This is a genomic window from Gordonia amicalis, assembly GCF_022059885.1.
In the GTDB taxonomy this organism is placed as follows: Bacteria; Actinomycetota; Actinomycetes; order Mycobacteriales; family Mycobacteriaceae; genus Gordonia; species Gordonia amicalis.
The window spans coordinates 4,179,265-4,195,825 of record NZ_CP091855.1 but is presented as its reverse complement, the minus strand read 5'-3'; the positions used below and the strand labels follow the sequence as shown (position 1 = coordinate 4,195,825).

The 16,561-nt window shown below is 64.4% G+C and carries 16 protein-coding genes, 2 pseudogenes and 1 other annotated feature; of the genes and pseudogenes, 17 read left to right on the top strand and 1 reads right to left on the bottom strand.

Going from position 1 to position 16,561, the window contains the following annotated elements:
- Window position 1: 1 nt before the first annotated feature.
- The 16 genes and pseudogenes from IHQ52_RS19275 to IHQ52_RS19195 all read left to right on the top strand — a co-directional run bounded on the left by IHQ52_RS19275 (window position 2) and on the right by IHQ52_RS19195 (window position 14,121).
- Window positions 2–997 (top strand): sulfate/molybdate ABC transporter ATP-binding protein, encoded by a 996-nt coding sequence (locus IHQ52_RS19275; protein ID WP_006434844.1) that lies wholly within the window; start codon window positions 2–4, stop codon window positions 995–997.
- Window positions 998–1,627: 630 nt separating this feature from the next.
- The gene (gene istA, locus IHQ52_RS19270) at window positions 1,628–3,283 is read left to right on the top strand and encodes an IS21 family transposase (protein WP_238063808.1); all 1,656 of its coding nucleotides are present in this window, start codon (window positions 1,628–1,630) and stop codon (window positions 3,281–3,283) included.
- Between the two features lie 149 nt (window positions 3,284–3,432).
- Window positions 3,433–4,732: pseudogene (locus IHQ52_RS19265) on the top strand (IS3 family transposase).
- Window positions 3,705–3,836 (top strand) — a sequence feature (AL1L pseudoknot). Its footprint overlaps the pseudogene before it by 132 nt.
- Window positions 4,705–5,449: pseudogene (locus IHQ52_RS23805) on the top strand (ATP-binding protein). The pseudogenes IHQ52_RS19265 and IHQ52_RS23805 overlap by 28 nt, the downstream one beginning before the upstream one ends.
- 125 nt (window positions 5,450–5,574) lie before the next feature.
- The gene (locus tag IHQ52_RS19250) at window positions 5,575–6,381 is read left to right on the top strand and encodes an MlaE family ABC transporter permease (RefSeq protein ID WP_182156455.1); all 807 of its coding nucleotides are present in this window, start codon (window positions 5,575–5,577) and stop codon (window positions 6,379–6,381) included.
- A gap of 49 nt (window positions 6,382–6,430) precedes the next feature.
- Complete coding sequence (locus IHQ52_RS19245) at window positions 6,431–7,258, top strand: MlaE family ABC transporter permease (protein WP_238064297.1); 828 nt, start codon at window positions 6,431–6,433, stop codon at window positions 7,256–7,258.
- Window positions 7,259–7,310: 52 nt separating this feature from the next.
- The gene (locus IHQ52_RS19240) at window positions 7,311–8,342 is read left to right on the top strand and encodes an MlaD family protein (protein WP_238063806.1); all 1,032 of its coding nucleotides are present in this window, start codon (window positions 7,311–7,313) and stop codon (window positions 8,340–8,342) included.
- A 1-nt stretch (window position 8,343) separates the two neighbouring features.
- The gene (locus IHQ52_RS19235) at window positions 8,344–9,351 is read left to right on the top strand and encodes an MlaD family protein (RefSeq protein ID WP_238063804.1); all 1,008 of its coding nucleotides are present in this window, start codon (window positions 8,344–8,346) and stop codon (window positions 9,349–9,351) included.
- Complete coding sequence (locus tag IHQ52_RS19230) at window positions 9,339–9,557, top strand: hypothetical protein (RefSeq protein ID WP_006434849.1); 219 nt, start codon at window positions 9,339–9,341, stop codon at window positions 9,555–9,557. The genes IHQ52_RS19235 and IHQ52_RS19230 overlap by 13 nt, the downstream gene beginning before the upstream one ends.
- The gene (locus tag IHQ52_RS19225) at window positions 9,545–10,321 is read left to right on the top strand and encodes an Mce/MlaD family protein (RefSeq protein ID WP_238063802.1); all 777 of its coding nucleotides are present in this window, start codon (window positions 9,545–9,547) and stop codon (window positions 10,319–10,321) included. Before IHQ52_RS19230 ends, IHQ52_RS19225 begins: the two co-directional genes overlap by 13 nt.
- A gap of 1 nt (window position 10,322) precedes the next feature.
- The gene (locus tag IHQ52_RS19220) at window positions 10,323–11,366 is read left to right on the top strand and encodes an MlaD family protein (RefSeq protein ID WP_006434851.1); all 1,044 of its coding nucleotides are present in this window, start codon (window positions 10,323–10,325) and stop codon (window positions 11,364–11,366) included.
- Window positions 11,363–11,605, top strand: coding sequence for an MlaD family protein (locus IHQ52_RS19215; RefSeq protein ID WP_238063800.1), 243 nt, complete (start codon window positions 11,363–11,365; stop codon window positions 11,603–11,605). Before IHQ52_RS19220 ends, IHQ52_RS19215 begins: the two co-directional genes overlap by 4 nt.
- A gap of 45 nt (window positions 11,606–11,650) precedes the next feature.
- On the top strand, window positions 11,651–11,902 hold the full coding sequence (locus IHQ52_RS19210) for an Mce/MlaD family protein (protein WP_238063791.1): 252 nt from the start codon (window positions 11,651–11,653) through the stop codon (window positions 11,900–11,902).
- 106 nt (window positions 11,903–12,008) lie between these two features.
- Window positions 12,009–12,386: a hypothetical protein gene (locus tag IHQ52_RS19205; protein WP_006434853.1), complete on the top strand. Its 378-nt coding sequence runs from the start codon at window positions 12,009–12,011 to the stop codon at window positions 12,384–12,386.
- 113 nt (window positions 12,387–12,499) lie between these two features.
- Window positions 12,500–13,351 carry an MlaD family protein gene (locus tag IHQ52_RS19200; RefSeq protein ID WP_317735997.1) on the top strand — a complete coding sequence of 284 codons (852 nt, stop codon included), beginning with the start codon at window positions 12,500–12,502 and terminating at the stop codon, window positions 13,349–13,351.
- Between the two features lie 80 nt (window positions 13,352–13,431).
- Window positions 13,432–14,121: a hypothetical protein gene (locus IHQ52_RS19195; RefSeq protein ID WP_238063789.1), complete on the top strand. Its 690-nt coding sequence runs from the start codon at window positions 13,432–13,434 to the stop codon at window positions 14,119–14,121.
- A gap of 54 nt (window positions 14,122–14,175) precedes the next feature.
- On the opposite strand, the gene IHQ52_RS19190 is transcribed toward IHQ52_RS19195, so the two are convergent.
- Window positions 14,176–16,197: a glycoside hydrolase family 15 protein gene (locus tag IHQ52_RS19190; RefSeq protein WP_040004521.1), complete on the bottom strand. Its 2,022-nt coding sequence runs from the start codon at window positions 16,195–16,197 to the stop codon at window positions 14,176–14,178.
- 95 nt (window positions 16,198–16,292) lie between these two features.
- On the opposite strand from IHQ52_RS19190, the gene IHQ52_RS19185 reads away from it, so the two are divergent.
- Window positions 16,293–16,493, top strand: coding sequence for a hypothetical protein (locus IHQ52_RS19185; protein ID WP_006434857.1), 201 nt, complete (start codon window positions 16,293–16,295; stop codon window positions 16,491–16,493).
- The last annotated feature ends 68 nt before the right edge of the window (window positions 16,494–16,561 follow it).

Genomic DNA, 16,561 nt, shown 5'->3' with positions numbered 1-16,561 from the left:
CATGTCCATCCAGGTGATCGGTGCGAACAAGCGCTACGGCGACTTCGCCGCCCTCGACAACGTCTCCATCGACATCCCGGACGGGCAGCTGACCTCGCTGCTGGGTCCGTCGGGTTCGGGGAAGTCGACTCTGCTGCGCGCGATCGCCGGCCTCGACACACTGGACTCGGGCATCGTCCGCATCAACGACAACGACGTGTCGCAGAAGTCGCCGCAGAAGCGCGACATCGGATTCGTGTTCCAGCACTACGCCGCGTTCAAACACCTCACGGTGCGCGACAACATCGCCTTCGGCCTCAAGATCCGCAAGCGGCCCAAGAAGGAGATCGACGCGAAGGTCGACCAGTTGCTCGAGGTGGTCGGACTGACCGTCTTCCAGCAGCGGTTCCCGGCACAGCTGTCGGGCGGTCAGCGGCAGCGTATGGCGCTGGCCCGTGCACTCGCCGTCGACCCCAAGGTGCTGCTCCTCGACGAACCGTTCGGTGCGCTCGACGCGAAGGTGCGAGATGACCTGCGCCGCTGGCTACGTCGACTGCATGAAGAGGTCCACGTCACCACCGTGCTGGTCACCCACGACCAGCAGGAGGCGCTCGACGTGAGCGACCGCATCGCTGTCCTGAACAAGGGGCGCATCGAGCAGGTCGGCACTCCCGACGACCTCTACGACCGCCCGGCCAACGAGTTCGTCGCGTCGTTCCTCGGATCCACGGTGCGTCTGAACGGCGAACTCGTCCGCCCACACGACATCCGGATCGGACGTACCCCGGAGATGGCGTCGCCGGCGGCCGACGCGTCCCTCGACACCGGTGTGATCAAGGCGACCGTCCTGCGTGTGGTCAACCTCGGTTTCGAGACCCGGGTTGAGCTCGTCGCCGCGACGACGGGAGACGAGTTCGCGGCCCAGATCACCCGAGGGGACCAGAACGCCCTCAACCTGAAGACCGGCGAGACCGTGTACGCGCGGGCCACCAAGGTCGCCGCCCTGACCGAGGTCTGAGGGCACGATAGATCCTGCATCCGCAGGCACCGGCTACGGTGACCGGCCGATGCATGGTGCCGTCAGCCGGTCGAGGACGGACTGCAGTAGCCCGGCGGCGATCTGAACGCAGTCACGCATCCCGACCCGGACGTGTCCGGTGGACCTTCCGGGCGAGGCTTCGCTGTGCCCCGATCCGGCGATGATCGGGCACGAATCCGCATGTCAGCACGTCTACCACGTTCGTCAGTCAAACGTTTGTGAACCCCCGTTCTGCGCGATCGAGGGAATCCGGTGGGGAAAAGTACTGGAAAAGTCTTCCGTAGTTAGTAGTAACTATGTAGTCTCGCTCACAGCCCGACGGAAGGTGTTGTCGGGATCACGCCCCCATCTCGGAGGAATGATGGTCTGGAAACAACCGATCCAACGTGCGCGAAGCCTTCCCCAGGCGGCCACGTCGAGCACCGCAACCCACGCATCGGTGATGCTGCTTGCCAGGAGTGGCCAGTGAGCGTGTCATTTGCCACCGTGAAGGGACCACCTGGGCTGATTGTTTGCCATAGGGATGGGACCACCTGGATTGCCAGTTATGGGACCACCGGCGTGTCGCGCTGGTGGTCCTTCATTTTGTCCGTTGACTCGGCCGTGACGATGTTCACGGAAGGGGCCGACGGCATGGGCTACCGGGAGGTTGCAGTGGAAGAGATCAGAGAAGTCCTGCGGTTGTGGTTGGGCCTTGCGGTGGGGTTACCGGCGCCGGGTCTGCGCACGATCGCCGCGCGTGCGGGTGTCGATAGGAAGACGGTGCGACGCTACATCGCGGCGGCGCAGGCGGCGGGGTTGACGCGCGATGTCGGTGCGTCGGCACTGACCGATGAGTTGCTCGGTGCGGTGGTGGCCGGGGTGCGTCCGGCGCGGCCGAAGGGTCATGGCCAGGCGTGGGAAGCGTTGGTGCCGTTCAGCGAACAGATCACGCAGTGGGTGAGGGGAGGAACGCCGGAGAATCCAGAACCGTTGACGGTGACGAAGATTCACATCCTGCTGGCCCGTCAGGGGTGTGTGGTCCCGTATCGGACGCTGGTGCGGTTCGCGACCGAGTGCTGTGGGTATCGCCGCACCACGACCACGGTGCGGGTGGCCGATGGGGATCCCGGGGTGGAGTGCCAGATCGACTTCGGCTACCTCGGGATGCTCGATGATGCGGCAACAGGTAAGCGCCGCAAAGTGTTCGCGCTGGTGTTCACCGCCGTGTACTCGCGGCACACGTTCGTGTGGCTCTCACACACCCAAACCCTGTCAACGATCCTCGAGGGCTGTTCAGCGGCGTGGGAGTTCTTCGGCGGCGTGTTCGCTGTGATCATTCCGGACAACATGAAACCTATTGTCACCCAGACAGACACCCTCAATCCGAGGTTGTCTCGGGGCTGGTTGGACTACGGCCAGCATGCCGGGTTCGTCACCGACACCGCCCGAGTCGCCACACCAACCGACAAGCCGCGGGTAGAACGCACCATCCACTACGTGCAGAACAACTTTTGGGCCGGTGAGCGATTCTCGAGCCTGCCCGATGCCCAGGCCGCCGCGGTGGCGTGGTGCCAGAGCACCGCGGGGCTGCGGATTCACGGCACCACCGCCGCCGCGCCAGCGGTGCTGTTCGACACAGACGAGCGCGCCCACCTGTTACCGATACCGGCCGACTACGACGTACCGATCTTCAAAACTGTCAAGGTGCACAGAGACTTTCACGCCTCGGTCGGCAAAGCACTGTACTCACTGCCCGAAACCTGGATCGGCTCGACACTGGACGTTCGCCTGGACAGCGAAGCGGTGAAGTTCTATCACCGCGGCGAGTTGGTCAAGCAACACCCGCGCCAGCCCGCCGGTGGGCAGAGCACCGACCCCAACGACTACCCCGCAGACAAGGCCGCCTACGCGCTGCGCAACATCAGCAAGCTGCAGGCCACCTGCGAGCATCACGGCCCCCATATCGGGCTCTACGCGGCCCGTATCGTCGACGACCCGCGCCCGTGGTCTCGGGTGCGGGCGGTGTACACCCTGCTCGGCCTGGTGCGCACCTACGGGCCCGGACCTGTCGATGCTGCCTGTGCCACCGCCCTGGAGTTCGATGTCATCGCCGTGCCCAAGATCGCCTCGATGCTTGAGCAGGCCACCGAGAACACCACCCCGGACATGCCCGTGGCCGCCGGGTCGGAATCGTCTCGCTTTGCCCGCGACCCCTCCGAATACGCAACCAACAGAACACAGTTGACACTTGTTCCTGACCCCGACAACACCATTCAGGAGTGAACCGATGACCCGAACCACCAACAGTGTGCCCGAACCTGTCGGCGCCGACATGCTCGGCCTGCTCAAAACCCTCAAACTCGGAGCCCTCGCCGACACTGAATCACCCCAGGTTTGATGCCGCTTCCTTCTGAGTCAGGAAGGATGGGCACATGCCTAAGAAAATCGATCCGGAGGTCCGTTCGAGGGCCTTGCGGTTGCTGGAGGCCCACGGCGGCGAGTACACGTCGTTGACTGCCGCGGCCGAAGCGATCGCCAAGCAGGTCGGTGTCGGCGGGGAGACGGTACGTCGATGGGCCGTACAAGCCCAGATCGATGCCGGCGCCCGCTCCGGGACCACTACGAAGGAGTCCGCCGAGATCAAGCGCCTCAAGGCCGAGAACAAGCAGTTACGAGAAGACGTTGCCATTCTGAAAGCAGCGACAACTTTCTTCGCGGGGGAACTCGACCCCCGCAACCGATGATCGTGGCGTTCATAGATCAGATGCGCGCCAACGGGTTTGCGGTCGAGTCGATCTGCCGGGTCCTGCGTGGGCAGGGCTGCCAGATTGCCGCACGAACCTACCGGGCATGGCGATCACGCACGCCTGCCGCACGGACGGTCTCTGATGCCCACGTCGTCGATGCGGTGCGCACTGTCGTCTGGCGCACCGGTGACGACGGCCGGCGGAAGATGACTCCCGAGGGCCTCTACGGGCGGGTGAAGATGCGCGCCCATCTGCATCGCACAACTCTGCCTGGGGTGTCCTATGGTGCCGTTGATCGAGCGATGAAAGTGTTAGGCCACCAAGGAATTCGACGGTCGAAGGGAGTCCGAACGACCGTCAGATCCGCTGATGGTGTCCGCGCGGAGGATCTGTTGAACCGACAGTTCAGTGCTGCCGAACCGAACCGGGTTTGGGTGACCGATTTCACCTACTGCCGGACCTGGGCTGGGTGGGTGTATGTGGTGTTCATCATCGACGTGTTCTCCCGTCGAATCGTGGCATGGCATGCCTCGACATCGAAGTCGGTGGAGTTGGTGACAGTCCCGCTTCGGATGGCACTGTGGCAGCGCAATCGGGAAGGGCATCCGGTGAAAGCTGCTGAGCTTATTCATCATTCGGATGCCGAAGTCAGTACACATCGGTTACACTGACTGAGCGTCTGCGACTCGAAGACATCGCAGCGTCGATCGGATCGGTCGGGGACGCCTACGACAACGCGCTGGCCGAGTCGGTGAACGGCTTGTACAAGACCGAGTGCATCCGGACCACGATCTTCCACTCCGGCCCGTACCGGACGATCTCCGACGTCGAGTTCGCGACCGCTGGTTGGGTCGACTGGTACAACAACAGCAGGTTGCACTCGAGTATTGGCCAGATTCCCCCGACCGAGTTCGAAACGCTCCACTACGCTGGCCTCGGCCCCGAGGACCAGCCCACATTGGAGGCGGCACAAAACCTGGGGTGATTCACACCCTGCCCCAACGCGCAGCCCTGGCCCGCCAACACAAAACCTCGCACCTGACGTTCCTGCAACAATTGCTCGCCGATGAAGTCTCACGGCGTGAATCCAGCTCCGCCGCCCGACGATCAGCCAAGGCAGGTCTCGACCCCAGCATGCGGATCGACAACTGGCGCGCGGCAGACGATCTACTCTACGACCGCCCCCTGCTCGAGGACCTCACCACCCTGCGGTTCATCGACGCCGGCCACTCCGCGATCCTGCTCGGCCCCGTCGGAGTCGGCAAAACACACCTAGCAAACGCGTTGGGCCACATGGCCATCGGCCGACGCACAACAGTGCTGTTCGCGCGAGCGGACAAACTGTTCCACCGACTCAAAGCCGCCCGCCTCGACAACAGCGTCGACACCGAACTCCGCCGCATCACCGCCGTCGACATCCTGATCATCGACGACTTCGCACTCACAGCGCTCGACGCGACCGAAACCAACGACTTCTACGAACTCATCGTCGAACGCCACCAGCAGACCAAGACCTACCATCGTCACATCCAACCGAGAACCCGCCGAATGGCTCACCATGACCGCCGACGCGCTACTGGCCCAATCGGCCATCGACCGACTCACCTCACGCGCGCACACCCTCGTCATCGAAGGCCCCTCCTACCGCCAACGACACCGACCCGGACTTGACCGACCCAACCCCGCAGAGCATCCTCAATAACGCGCCAAGGTGGTCCCATCCTCGTGGCAATCCAGGCGGTCCCATAGCAGTGGCAAATAACAGTGAGCGTGGTGACTACTGCGCACCAACGAAACACCCGACCGGTGTCGAATGTCGTTGCGACCGTGCGCCGGACGTGCTCGAACTCGGGAAACCGCGTCGTTGACAGTCTCAACACATTGGGGCGGTCCGTGCGACTTGCGGCTGCGGTGGCCACATTCTCGGCCACGGACATCGTGCGCTTGCGCCTCCCGGTCGGGGAGGTCATCGACCAGATATGGCGACTGTTCAAGGTGACCGCACTGCCGGCGCTGCTGATGGCGATCCCGATCGGTGGTGAGGTATCGGTGCAGGTCGGCGGGATCATGGATCAGGTCGGCGCCAACTCGCTCGCGGGTGCAGCCAGTGGACTCGGAGTGGTGGGACAAGGTGCCCCGATGGCCGCGGGACTGCTGATGTCGGGAGCTGCGGCCTCGGCGATCGCCTCGGATCTCGGTGCGCGCTCGATCCGCGAAGAGATAGAGGCCATGCGGGTGATGGGTATCGATCCCGTGCAGCGTCTGGTGGTGCCGCGATTCCTGGCGATGCTCATCCTCGCGCCCGCGCTGTGCATCATCATCGTCGCTTCGGGTGTCGGTGCGGGACTGGCGATCTCGGCCAACGTCAACAACGTGGTCCCGGCCAGCTTCTGGCAGACCTTCGGCGCCTTCGCGACGCCGGTCGACCTGGGCTTCTCGGTCCTGAAATCGGTTCTGTTCGCCATGATCGTCGTCATCATCGCGAGTCTTCGCGGCCTCGAGGCAAAGGGCGGACCGAAAGGTGTTGCCAACGCCGTGAACGCGTCGGTCGTCCTGTCGGTGTTCTGCATCTTCATGACCAACCTGATGGTCTCGCAACTGCAGACCATGTTCTTCCCGGCCCAGTTGGCGTGACATGACTACCACAGAGAAACGACGGGCGTCGTCGTATGGTGGCCGGTCGATGCACGTCCGCCGTCGGGTCGCCGGGGTGTTGACAGATGTGGTGCTGGGGCTCGGTCAGATCACGGTGTTCGTCGGCAAGACGATCTCGTTGCTGCCGGTGACCATTCGGCAATACCGCAAGCAGACCGCGAAGACGATGAACGACATGGCCTGGGGTTCGGGCTCGTTGATCGTCGACGGTGGTGTCGTCAGCCTGATGTTCTTCCTCGGCATCGCGGTCGGCGCGGTGGTCGCCATCATGTCGTTCATGGCCTTCGACCTTCTCGGGTTCGGGGCACTGACGGGGATCACCGGGTCGTTCGGCAACATCCGGGTGATCGCTCCGATCATCACCGGCATCGGGTTTGCCGCCCAGGCGGGCTGTCGGATGACCGCGGAGATCGGCGCGATGCGGATCTCGGAGGAGATCGACGCCACCGAGGCGATGGGACTGCGTGCCATCCCGTTCGTCGTCGGGACGCGGCTGATCGGCGGGATGCTCGTCGTCCTGCCGAGTTATCTGTTGGCGCTTGTCGTCTCATTCTTCACCGGCGGTCTGATCGTCAAACTCTTCCATGATCAGCCCGACGGCACGTACGACCACTACTTCGCCCAGTTCGTCACCCTGCCCGATCTGCTGGCCTCGGTGGCGAAGGCGCTGCTGTTCTGTGCAGTGGTCACGCTCATCCACTGCTACTACGGCTACTTCGCATCAGGCGGTCCAGCCGGCGTGGGTCAGGCATCGGGGCGGGCGATCCGCGCGAGTCTGGTGGCCATCCTCGTACTGAACTTCGTACTTACCGTGGCGATCTGGGGGCTGAATCCCGTTCTGCCGTTTAGGGGTTGAGATGGCGAGACACACCAATCAGGATTTCATTCGAGGTGACCTACGGGGTCAGTTGCGCACACTCGCCGTCGCGGGTGGTGTGTGCCTGGTCGTCCTCGTCGTCGCGTTGACCGCGACGTCGGTGATCTTCCCGAAGGCGAAGGAGCCCGCGGGCACAGTCATCCATCTGGTGGTGCTGGCGTTGGGCCCGGGGATCAAGAAGGGGTCCAGCGTGCTGTTGCGCGGAGCCCAGGTCGGGGAGGTGACCGGTGTGCAGGCGCCCGTCCCCGGTTCGGTGAACGTCGACTTGGTGCTGACCGATGCCGGGGCACGTGGGCTGCTCACCGATTCCTTCGACGTCGACTTCCGCCCGGAGAACTACTTCGGGATCACGGCGGTGAACCTCGTTGCGAGAGAGGGTGGCTCGCCCATCAGCGAGGGACAGGTGATCCGGAGGCAGTCGTCGCCCGACTTCACGATGTCGACGATGCTCGAGAACGGATCGCTGGTCGTGGACGGCGCGCTGACCAAGGAGATGATCGCCGGTCTCAACGAGGTCATCCGGTATGCGAACGGCCTGGCCCCGTTGATCCAGGCCGGTGTCATCGTCGCCGACAGCGTGGCCCAGACGCAGAGGCAGCTGCCGACGACACTCCTCCGGAAGACGAACGACACACTCGAGGAGTTTCCCGGGTTCGGCCGCGAGGTCCTCGGTGCGATCTATGCCTTCTCCCGCAACGAGTACAACACCGGACCCGAGTACGTGACCAAGGCCGACGACGTGCTGCTCGGCAAGACCGATCGCGGGTTGCAGCTGGCGGCCGATCGGCTTTTCGGTGCTGCCGGATCCCTGCTGTCCTCACATGACTCGGAGCTCGACGTGTTGACCACCATGCTCAAGTACATGTTCGACCCGCTACCGACGGCTCTCGGCGGTGGAGATGTCGTCGACGACACCGTCACGATCACCAGACGGCTGGAGTCGGCGTTCACCGGAACCCCCGATCAGAAGACACTGCAGCTGCAGATCGTGCTGGGGCAACTCCCGGCGGTCAAGAGTTCGCTGAACCAGATGGGCATCGCGTCCGTTGCAGGAGGCCGTTGACATGTCACAACGAACCAGAACTCTGCTGACCGCATCCAAAGTCGCTGTGGTGGCACTGATCACGGCGATGCTGTTCATCCTGGTGATCAACGCCATGCGCAACCCGGTGGACACCGCGACCAACAGGTACAGCGCGGAGTTCACCGACGCCTCCCGGCTGCACGTCAACGGTGACGTCCGGATGAAGGGCATGCGCATCGGGAAGGTCGAGGCGGTCGAACTCGACAAGGCCTCAGACGGAACTCCCGTGGCGCATGTCGAATTCTCGATGGACGAGAAGTTCACCCTGACCGACTCGACCGAGTTGGCGATCAAGTACCAGAGCCTGACGGGGGTTCGCTACCTCGATGTCGCGCAGAACGGGGTGCCCGGTCGGCCGGTCCGGACGATCTCCGCGAGCCAGACGACGCCGTCGTACGACATCACTCTGCTGTTCAACGGATTACAGCCGGTGCTGTCCACGATGAACACCGATGAGATCAACGAGTTCAGTCAGAACGCCATCGCGCTCCTGCAGGGCGACGGCGAAGGTCTCGGGCCGATGCTGGACAGTGCCCAGAAACTGGCCGACTACGCCTCGGATCGACAGCAGGTCATCTCGACACTGACCACGAACATGGCCAGGATCGCCGACTCGATGGGCGGACGTTCCAAGAACGTCCTCGGCTTCATGCAGGCCGCCGACATCCCGATCAGTTCGGCGATGACGGTCCTCGACGAATTCCAGAAGACGGCCACGACCGGCCCTGCGCTGATGGAACCCATCTGGCGACTGATGTCCGCGATGGGCTTGAACGAAGGTTTTGATGTGGACAAGTTCCTGAAGAACGCCTACGGGTCGATGGCCGAAGCGGCCTCGTCGTTCACCCTGATGCCCAGTGCGCTCGCCGGACTCACCGTCTCGCAGAACACCGGGGCCAACCGCACGTGCAGCAAGGGCCAAGCGCAGCTACCCAGCGATGTGAAGGTGCTGCTGGCGGGAAGTGAGGTGGTCCTGTGCAACGAGTAGGACTTCGCAAGGCCGTCGGTGGCGACGCCGCTCTCGGGATCGGGTTCGTGGTGATCGTGGTCGTGACGCTTCTCGTGCTGGGTCTGCTGTACATGCGGCCCCCCGCGCAGAAGACCTTCTCTTTCGAGACCACCGATGCTTCCGCGGTCACCGCGGGCCAGGATGTTCGCGTCGCCGGGATCAGCGTCGCAAGGTGCAGTCGGTGAAAATGCGTGAGCAGCGCGTCGCGGTCACCGCCCGGGTCGACGCGAACACCGAGATCGGTGACCGCTCGCGGGTCGAGGTGCGAATGCTCACTCCCGTAGGCGGTTACGCGGTGACCCTGATCCCCCTGGGATCGAGGCCGCTCGACGGTCCCATCCCGACCGAGCGGGTGGCGGTGCCCTATTCGATCGGTGACGTGCTGCAGAGCGCCCCCACACTGACCGGCAAGGTCGATGCGGGGGAGGTCAATGCAAGCGTGCACCAGGTCGCCGAGGCGCTCACGGGTAACTCGACGTCGTTGAGATCGATCGTCGACGGCATGAATGCGATCAGCGGTGTTCTCGATCGACAACGAGAGCAGGTGCATCAGATCGCCGGCCTGGCCGGCGAATACATGCAGACGTTCAACGGAAGTCGAGAGTTCGTCTTCTCCCTGATCAACAAGATCGATCAGGTGGTGGCCGCCTACAACAACTCGTCTGTCGGCTTCAACCGGACCTACTGGTTGCTGGCTGACGTCTTCGGCAAGCTCACTCCGTTCCTGCGGTTCTATCGGGACAACTCGGAGTTGGTCAGCACCAACTTGCATCGACTCCGCGACAGCATCGGCAACGCGCAACAGCACCTCGATCCGATGCTGGACAACCTGATGGCGATGCGTGCCCGGCTCGCCGAGTGGGTGACGCCCGAGGGGATGAAGCAACTCGGTGGCGGCACGCAATGGGTGCGCGGGATCTGTGTTCCCATCGCGGGAAGGGACTGTTGACATGACCGGACAACGATTGAAGAGCGTTGCGATCGCAGTGGTCGCAGCAGTCGGCATCGTCGGCTCGGGTGTACTCGTCGCCCAGTCCGGGGACACCGTGAAGCTCGCCGCGGACCGTGGGGACGGGCGAGAGGGCTACTGCGCGGACCTGCCCGACGTCATCGGCTTGTACGTGGGCAACCCGATCACCCAGATGGGTCACCAGATCGGCGAGGTGACGTCGGTCAGGGGCAACGGCGCGACGGTCCGGGTGATGTTCGACCTCGACGGCGGGCGAGCATATCCGGCAGACGTGAAAGCGGTCACCCGATCGAAATCACTGCTGGCAGATCGCAGTCTGGAACTGGTCGGCAACTACGTCGGCGGTCCGCAACTGCAGCCGGGTCGGTGCATCACTTCCGACCGGTCGTTCACGCCGAAGAGCATCTCGGAGATCTCCGGCTCGGCGTCGGACTTCATCGAGGCACTGACCGACGCGGGTTCGCCCGACGTGCAGGACGCCGTCACCGGCCTCGACGAGGCGCTCGCCGGCACGTCCCCGGATGCGGCGAACATGTACCGGCATGCCGCGGAGGCCGCCCGCAACCCCGACCAGGTGATCTCCGATATCGGCACCACCATCTCCAACATGGCCCCGCTGACGGATGAGGCACTCGCGCAGTGGAACACGATCGATGCCCTGCTGTCGAAGGCGCCCGTAGCGGCAAGTCAAGGCGCGGAGCTGTTGTCGAAGGAGTGGGTTCCCGACTTCAACGACGGAGTCGGTTGGCTGGTGACCGTGCTGTGGGACATCCACATCAATTACGGCGACACACTCTGGCCGACCTTGAAGGGGCCTGTGCGCGACATCATCGAGACCGCAGCCACCCGGGCGCCCGATCTTCGTCGTCTCTACGAGACGGTCCCGTCCATCGCGGCAGTCCTGAAGCAACAGGCCAGGGCCTCAGGCGGACTCGCCGTCCCGTACCGATCCCCGAAGATCACCGACGGCAGGACCTCTACCGACCTGTTCACCTTCATGCTGTCGACGGCGGGTGCGAAATGAGAACTCGGGCGGGAATCCGTGCGCGGTTGACTGCGGTGGTCGCCGTGGCGACGATGACGGTCGGCGTCGGCGCGTGCTCCCTCACGCCCAACGATCTGCCCTCGGTACGAGCCGGTGTGAGTAGCGACTACTCGATCACCCTGCAGTTCGCGAACATCCTCAACCTTCCGCAGGGAGCGGACGTGATGATGAACGGTCTGAGGGTCGGTACCGTCGAATCCACCTCCCAGACACCGTAGGGTGTCGACGTCGTCGCCGGCTTGGCCGGGGATACCAAGATCCCGGTGGGCTCGACCGCGATCATCCGGCAGAACACGCTGCTGGGCGACACCTACGTCGCGTTGACGCCGGCCCAGGATGACGGAGCGAGCGGCGCGGGATTCCTGGGCGATGGCGGGATCATCGGCCTGGACAAGACCACGTCGCCGCCCCCACTCGAGGACACGATCGCGGTGCTGGCCTACTTCGTGAACGGCGGCACCATCCAGAAGGTGCAGGACACCATGGCGACGTTGAACCAGACCATGCCCCCCTGAGCCGGGTCCGTGACCTGGCGGCCACCGTCTCGATCGACCTGACCGACCTCGCTCGGGAACCACCGAGATCGATCGACTCATCGCCGGCCTCGATGACACATCGAAGGTGTTCGCCGACAAGCGAAAAGAGATCGGTGCGGTGTTCACCGACGACGGTGTCCACTATTTCACCGGTGTGGCGAAGAGCGCAGTGGCCCACATCTCCACTCTGCTCCCGTCCATCGGTTCGGTCTTCATCGGCGGCCTGTGGCTCGTCCCGATGCTGGAATCGGCCGCCACCCTCGTGGAATCGGGACGCGGCGAGTTCGACGCCGCGACCGGCGCCGAAGCGGCGACAACGGTGACGAACTTCCTGCGGAATACCCTGCTGCCCTGGGCATCTCGACCACAGGGCGACATCAGGACGGTGAAGGCCGCCGGCGGGCACGACGAGCTCGTCGACGACGCGACGACGATTCTCCGGATGCTGGGGGCGATTCGATGATCACCAAAACTCGTATCTCGGTGATCGCGATGATCGCGCCGGCCGTGGTGTCGGTCGGCTACATCATGAATGTCGGTCTCCACGTACGCACTCCGAATCTGCGGTCGGCGACCATGGTGGTGCCCGACACGAACGGCATCCTCGTCGGATCGCGAGTGCTGATGCGCGGCATCGAGATCGGGCATGTCACGGGTATCGCACAGGTCGTCGAGGGGGTTGAGGTCGCGTGGGACTACGACGCCGACGTCCAGATCCCCGAGAGCAGCATCTTCCGTCTCGACAATCTGTCGGCGCTCGGCGAGTCCTACGTCGCGGTGATGCCCGACGGCAAGGCCGGTCCGTTCCTGAGTGAGGGGCAGCGCGTCGACCAACGGCGCGTGCTGGTCCCCACCACGTTCAAGGAACTGTCCCAGCGGCTGACGGTCCTGCTGCGGCAAGTGGATCCGACCAAGGTCCGGCGCATCGTAGGGGAGGTGGACGCGGGCCTGCCCGATGGCGCGGAGGTCCTGACCAGCATCAGTCGGGCGGGGTCGTTGTTGGCCGGCGAACTGACCGAGCAATCCGATGCTTTCGTAACCCTCCTGAGTACCTTGCAACCGCTGATCATGAGCACCGGAAACGTACCGGCCCAACTGGCCGCCACGACGCCGCTGGTTCCGCGCTTCGGACGTGAGTTCAACGTCACTCTCGAAGCCATCGCAGACGTCACCGTCCTTCGGTGTGGGCACCGAGAAGGGAATCGGCGAGGGGGCGGGGCCGGTGGTCGACGAACTCCAGGCGTTCCTGGACGCCAACGCGAAGGACCTGAACACCATCGGCGTCAACCTGCTGCCCGCGGCACGTGCCGGTGCCGCATCGCTGAACGGAGTCGACATCAGCCGCGTGCTCGACAGCTTCCTGGCGGCGACCCGGGACAAGGGCGTTCTCACTCTCACCGTGCCCACGGGAGGGCGTTGATGGTTTGAGTTCACGCTCGACCGGCCCGACGGTCGGGACGACCCACATCCGAATCCGTTCCACACGACGAAGAAAGCAGGTCATCGACATGGCATCGTCGACTTCCACCGACAAGCACACCCCCCTCACCGATCAGGCAGTCACCGACGCCGCAGACACCTCCGCCGCAGCTGACAGCGATACCGAAAAGGTTGTCGTCGAGGGACAGTCACGGACTTCGGCATCAGGCAAGCTCTCGGGCCTGCGGCAGAAACCGATCATCGTACAGCAATTGTTGACCGGTGGCGCCCTGGTGATCCTGCTGGTCGTCGTTGCGGTTCTGAGCTGGCGCTTGATGGACAAGTCCGACGACTACTCGGCACTCGAGCAGACCCGGGCGAATGAGGCCCGTGCCGAACAGGTCGCACTGGACTACGCCGTCGGTGCGGCATCGATGAACTTCCAGGATCCGGCCGAGTGGCAGAACCGCCTGACGGCGGGCACCACACCGGAACTCGCCGACCGGCTCCGTAAGGCGTCGACGTCCATGGAACAGCTGATCAAACCGATGCAGTGGACGTCGTCGTCGGAGAAGTTGACGGCGAAGGTGCAGTCGGAGCGTGACGGTGTCTACCAGGTGGCTGCATTCGTCAGTGTGCTCACCAAGAACGTGCAGGCGCCCGCCGGCATCGAGTCGACGGCCACCTACAGGATGACCATCGACTCCAACAATGACTGGGTCATCAGTGAGATCAGCGGCATCCCCACGTCGCTCGGCGGCGGATCAGGTCCGAAATAGTCCGAGGCCAGAATCATTCGCGCGGTCCGCGGGAATGATCCTGCCGGCCCTGCGTCAGTGATTCGCCGGCTGGAACGTGTGCTGGTGCTCGGCCTCCTCGGCGCGGATGACGTGCATGACCGCGTTGATCAGCGCCAGGTGGGTGAACGCCTGCGGGAAGTTCCCGAGCTGCTGACCGGTCTTCGCGTCGATCTCCTCCGCGTACAGCTTGAGCGGACTCGAGTAGGACAGGAGACGTTCGCACAGCGTCTTGGCCCGCTCCAGCTCACCGATCTCGACCAGTGCCGACACCAGCCAGAACGAACAGATCGTGAAGGTGCCCTCCTCGCCGGTGAGGCCGTCGTCGGTCTCCTCGACCTTGTAGCGCAGCACGAGACCGTTGTCGGTGAGTTCGTCGGCGATCGCGAGAACCGTTGCGCGGACGCGGTAGTCGTCGGGCGGCAGGAACCGCAGGAGGGGTACGAGGAGCAGCGAGGCGTCGAGGGCGTCGTCGCCATAGCGCTGGGTGAAGACCCCGCGGTCGTTGACGCCATGGGCCAGGACGTCGGCCTTGATCTCGTCGGCGATCGCCGCCCACTCCCGGGCATGGGTGACCTCGCCGTGCATGGTGGCGAGGCGGGAGCCGCGATCCAGTGCCACCCAGCACATCACCTTCGACGAGGTGAAGTGCTTCGGTTCGCCGCGGACCTCCCAGATGCCGCGATCGGGGTTGCGCCAGTGCTTGATCGCCTCCTCGACCTGCGCCTTGAGGACGGGCCAGAGGGTCTCGGGGACGGACTCGTGGGACTTGATGTTGAGGTACACCGAGTCGAGCATCGTGCCCCAGATGTCGTGCTGCGCTTGGTTGTACGCACCATTGCCGATCCGGACCGGGCGTGCGCCGTCGTAGCCGGAGAGGTGGGTGAGTTCCTCCTCCTCGAGGGTCCGCTCGCCGCCGACCCCGTACATCACCTGCAGCGGATGGCGTTCACCGTTGGTGATGCCCGAGACATCGGCGATGAAGGAGAAGAAGTCGTCGGCCTCACGGTCGAGGCCCAGCGTGTACAGACCCCACAGGGCGAACGTCGAATCACGCACCCACGCATAGCGGTAGTCCCAGTTGCGTTCGCCCTGAGGGGTCTCCGGCAGCGAGGTGGTCGCGGCAGCCAGCAGGGCGCCGGTCGGGGAGTAGGTGAGTCCCTTGAGGGTCAGCGCGGAGCGCTGCAGATGGGAGCGCCACGGATGGTCGGGGAAGGTTCCGATGTTGATCCACTGCCGCCACGATTCGGCCGTGGACCACATCTTCTGGGCCGCCTCGTCCCAGTTCTGCGGTGCCGGGAACCGAGACCAGCTCAACGCGACGAACCGATTGTCGCCCTCGACGAGGCGGGTGCGGGCACGTGCCTCGCGGCCCTCGAGCCCGAGGCGGAGGTCGGTCGTGAGCTTGAGGGTCGGGGTGTCGGCGTCGGTGTCCCGGGCGGTGGCGATGGCCTCGCCGTACGCCGGACCCGAGTACTCCCACTTGGTCGTCCCGCGGTGGTAATCGAACGCCGGCTCACAGCTCATGTGCAGTTCGACAGTGCCGGATACACAGCGCACCGTGCGGAGCAGGATGTGCTCGGCATCCCAGTCGGTGGGCGTGCGGCGATGGGTACGGGAGCGTCGGTCGTTGTCGTGCCACGGGCCCATGACCAGGGCATCGCGCACGATGATCCAGCCGGTGTCGGTCTGCCAGGTCGTCTCGACCATCAGGCTGCCCGGCAGGTACCGGCGATCGACGGGCACGTTGACGCCGTACGGCGCGAGGCGGAAGTGGCCGGCGCTCCGGTCGAGCACCGCCCCGAAGACGCTCGGCGAATCGGGTCGCGGCACGCACATCCACTCGACCGAACCGTTGCGGGCGATCAGGCAGTTCGTCTCGGTGTCGGACAGGAATGCGTAGTCGCCGATGGGTGGGAAGGCGCTCCCGTGCGCCGGGTTGGTCGGGGCCATCGGCGCCGGTCCCGGGACGCTGACTCGTGCGGCGTCGGTGCCGGTGCCCTGTGCGGAGGTCGCCGTCGGCAGGGACGTTACGGTGGAGTCATCTGCAACAGACATGGGATCTATCATTGCGACGGGCGCTGTCCGACGCCAGTCGGTCTCGACGGGGCCGGGCAGAAGGATGATCCGAATCGGACGGACGAGGTGATGAGGTGACGGCGTTCTTCGCCTGGTGGGACGGTGTGGAGGAGTGGCTGACCGGCCTTTCCTTCGTTCCGCAGCTCTTGGTCACCGTCGCCGTGGTGATTCCGGTCGCGATCCTGATCGCCTATGTTCTCAGTCTCATGGTCGATCTGGCGGCGACGCTGTTCGACCGCAGACGCTTCGCCGACGACGATGGGACCGGACTGTGAAACTACTGCGCTCGCCGGTCACCCTCGCGCTGCTGGCGCTGCTGGTCCTCGTCGTGATCGCCTGGCTC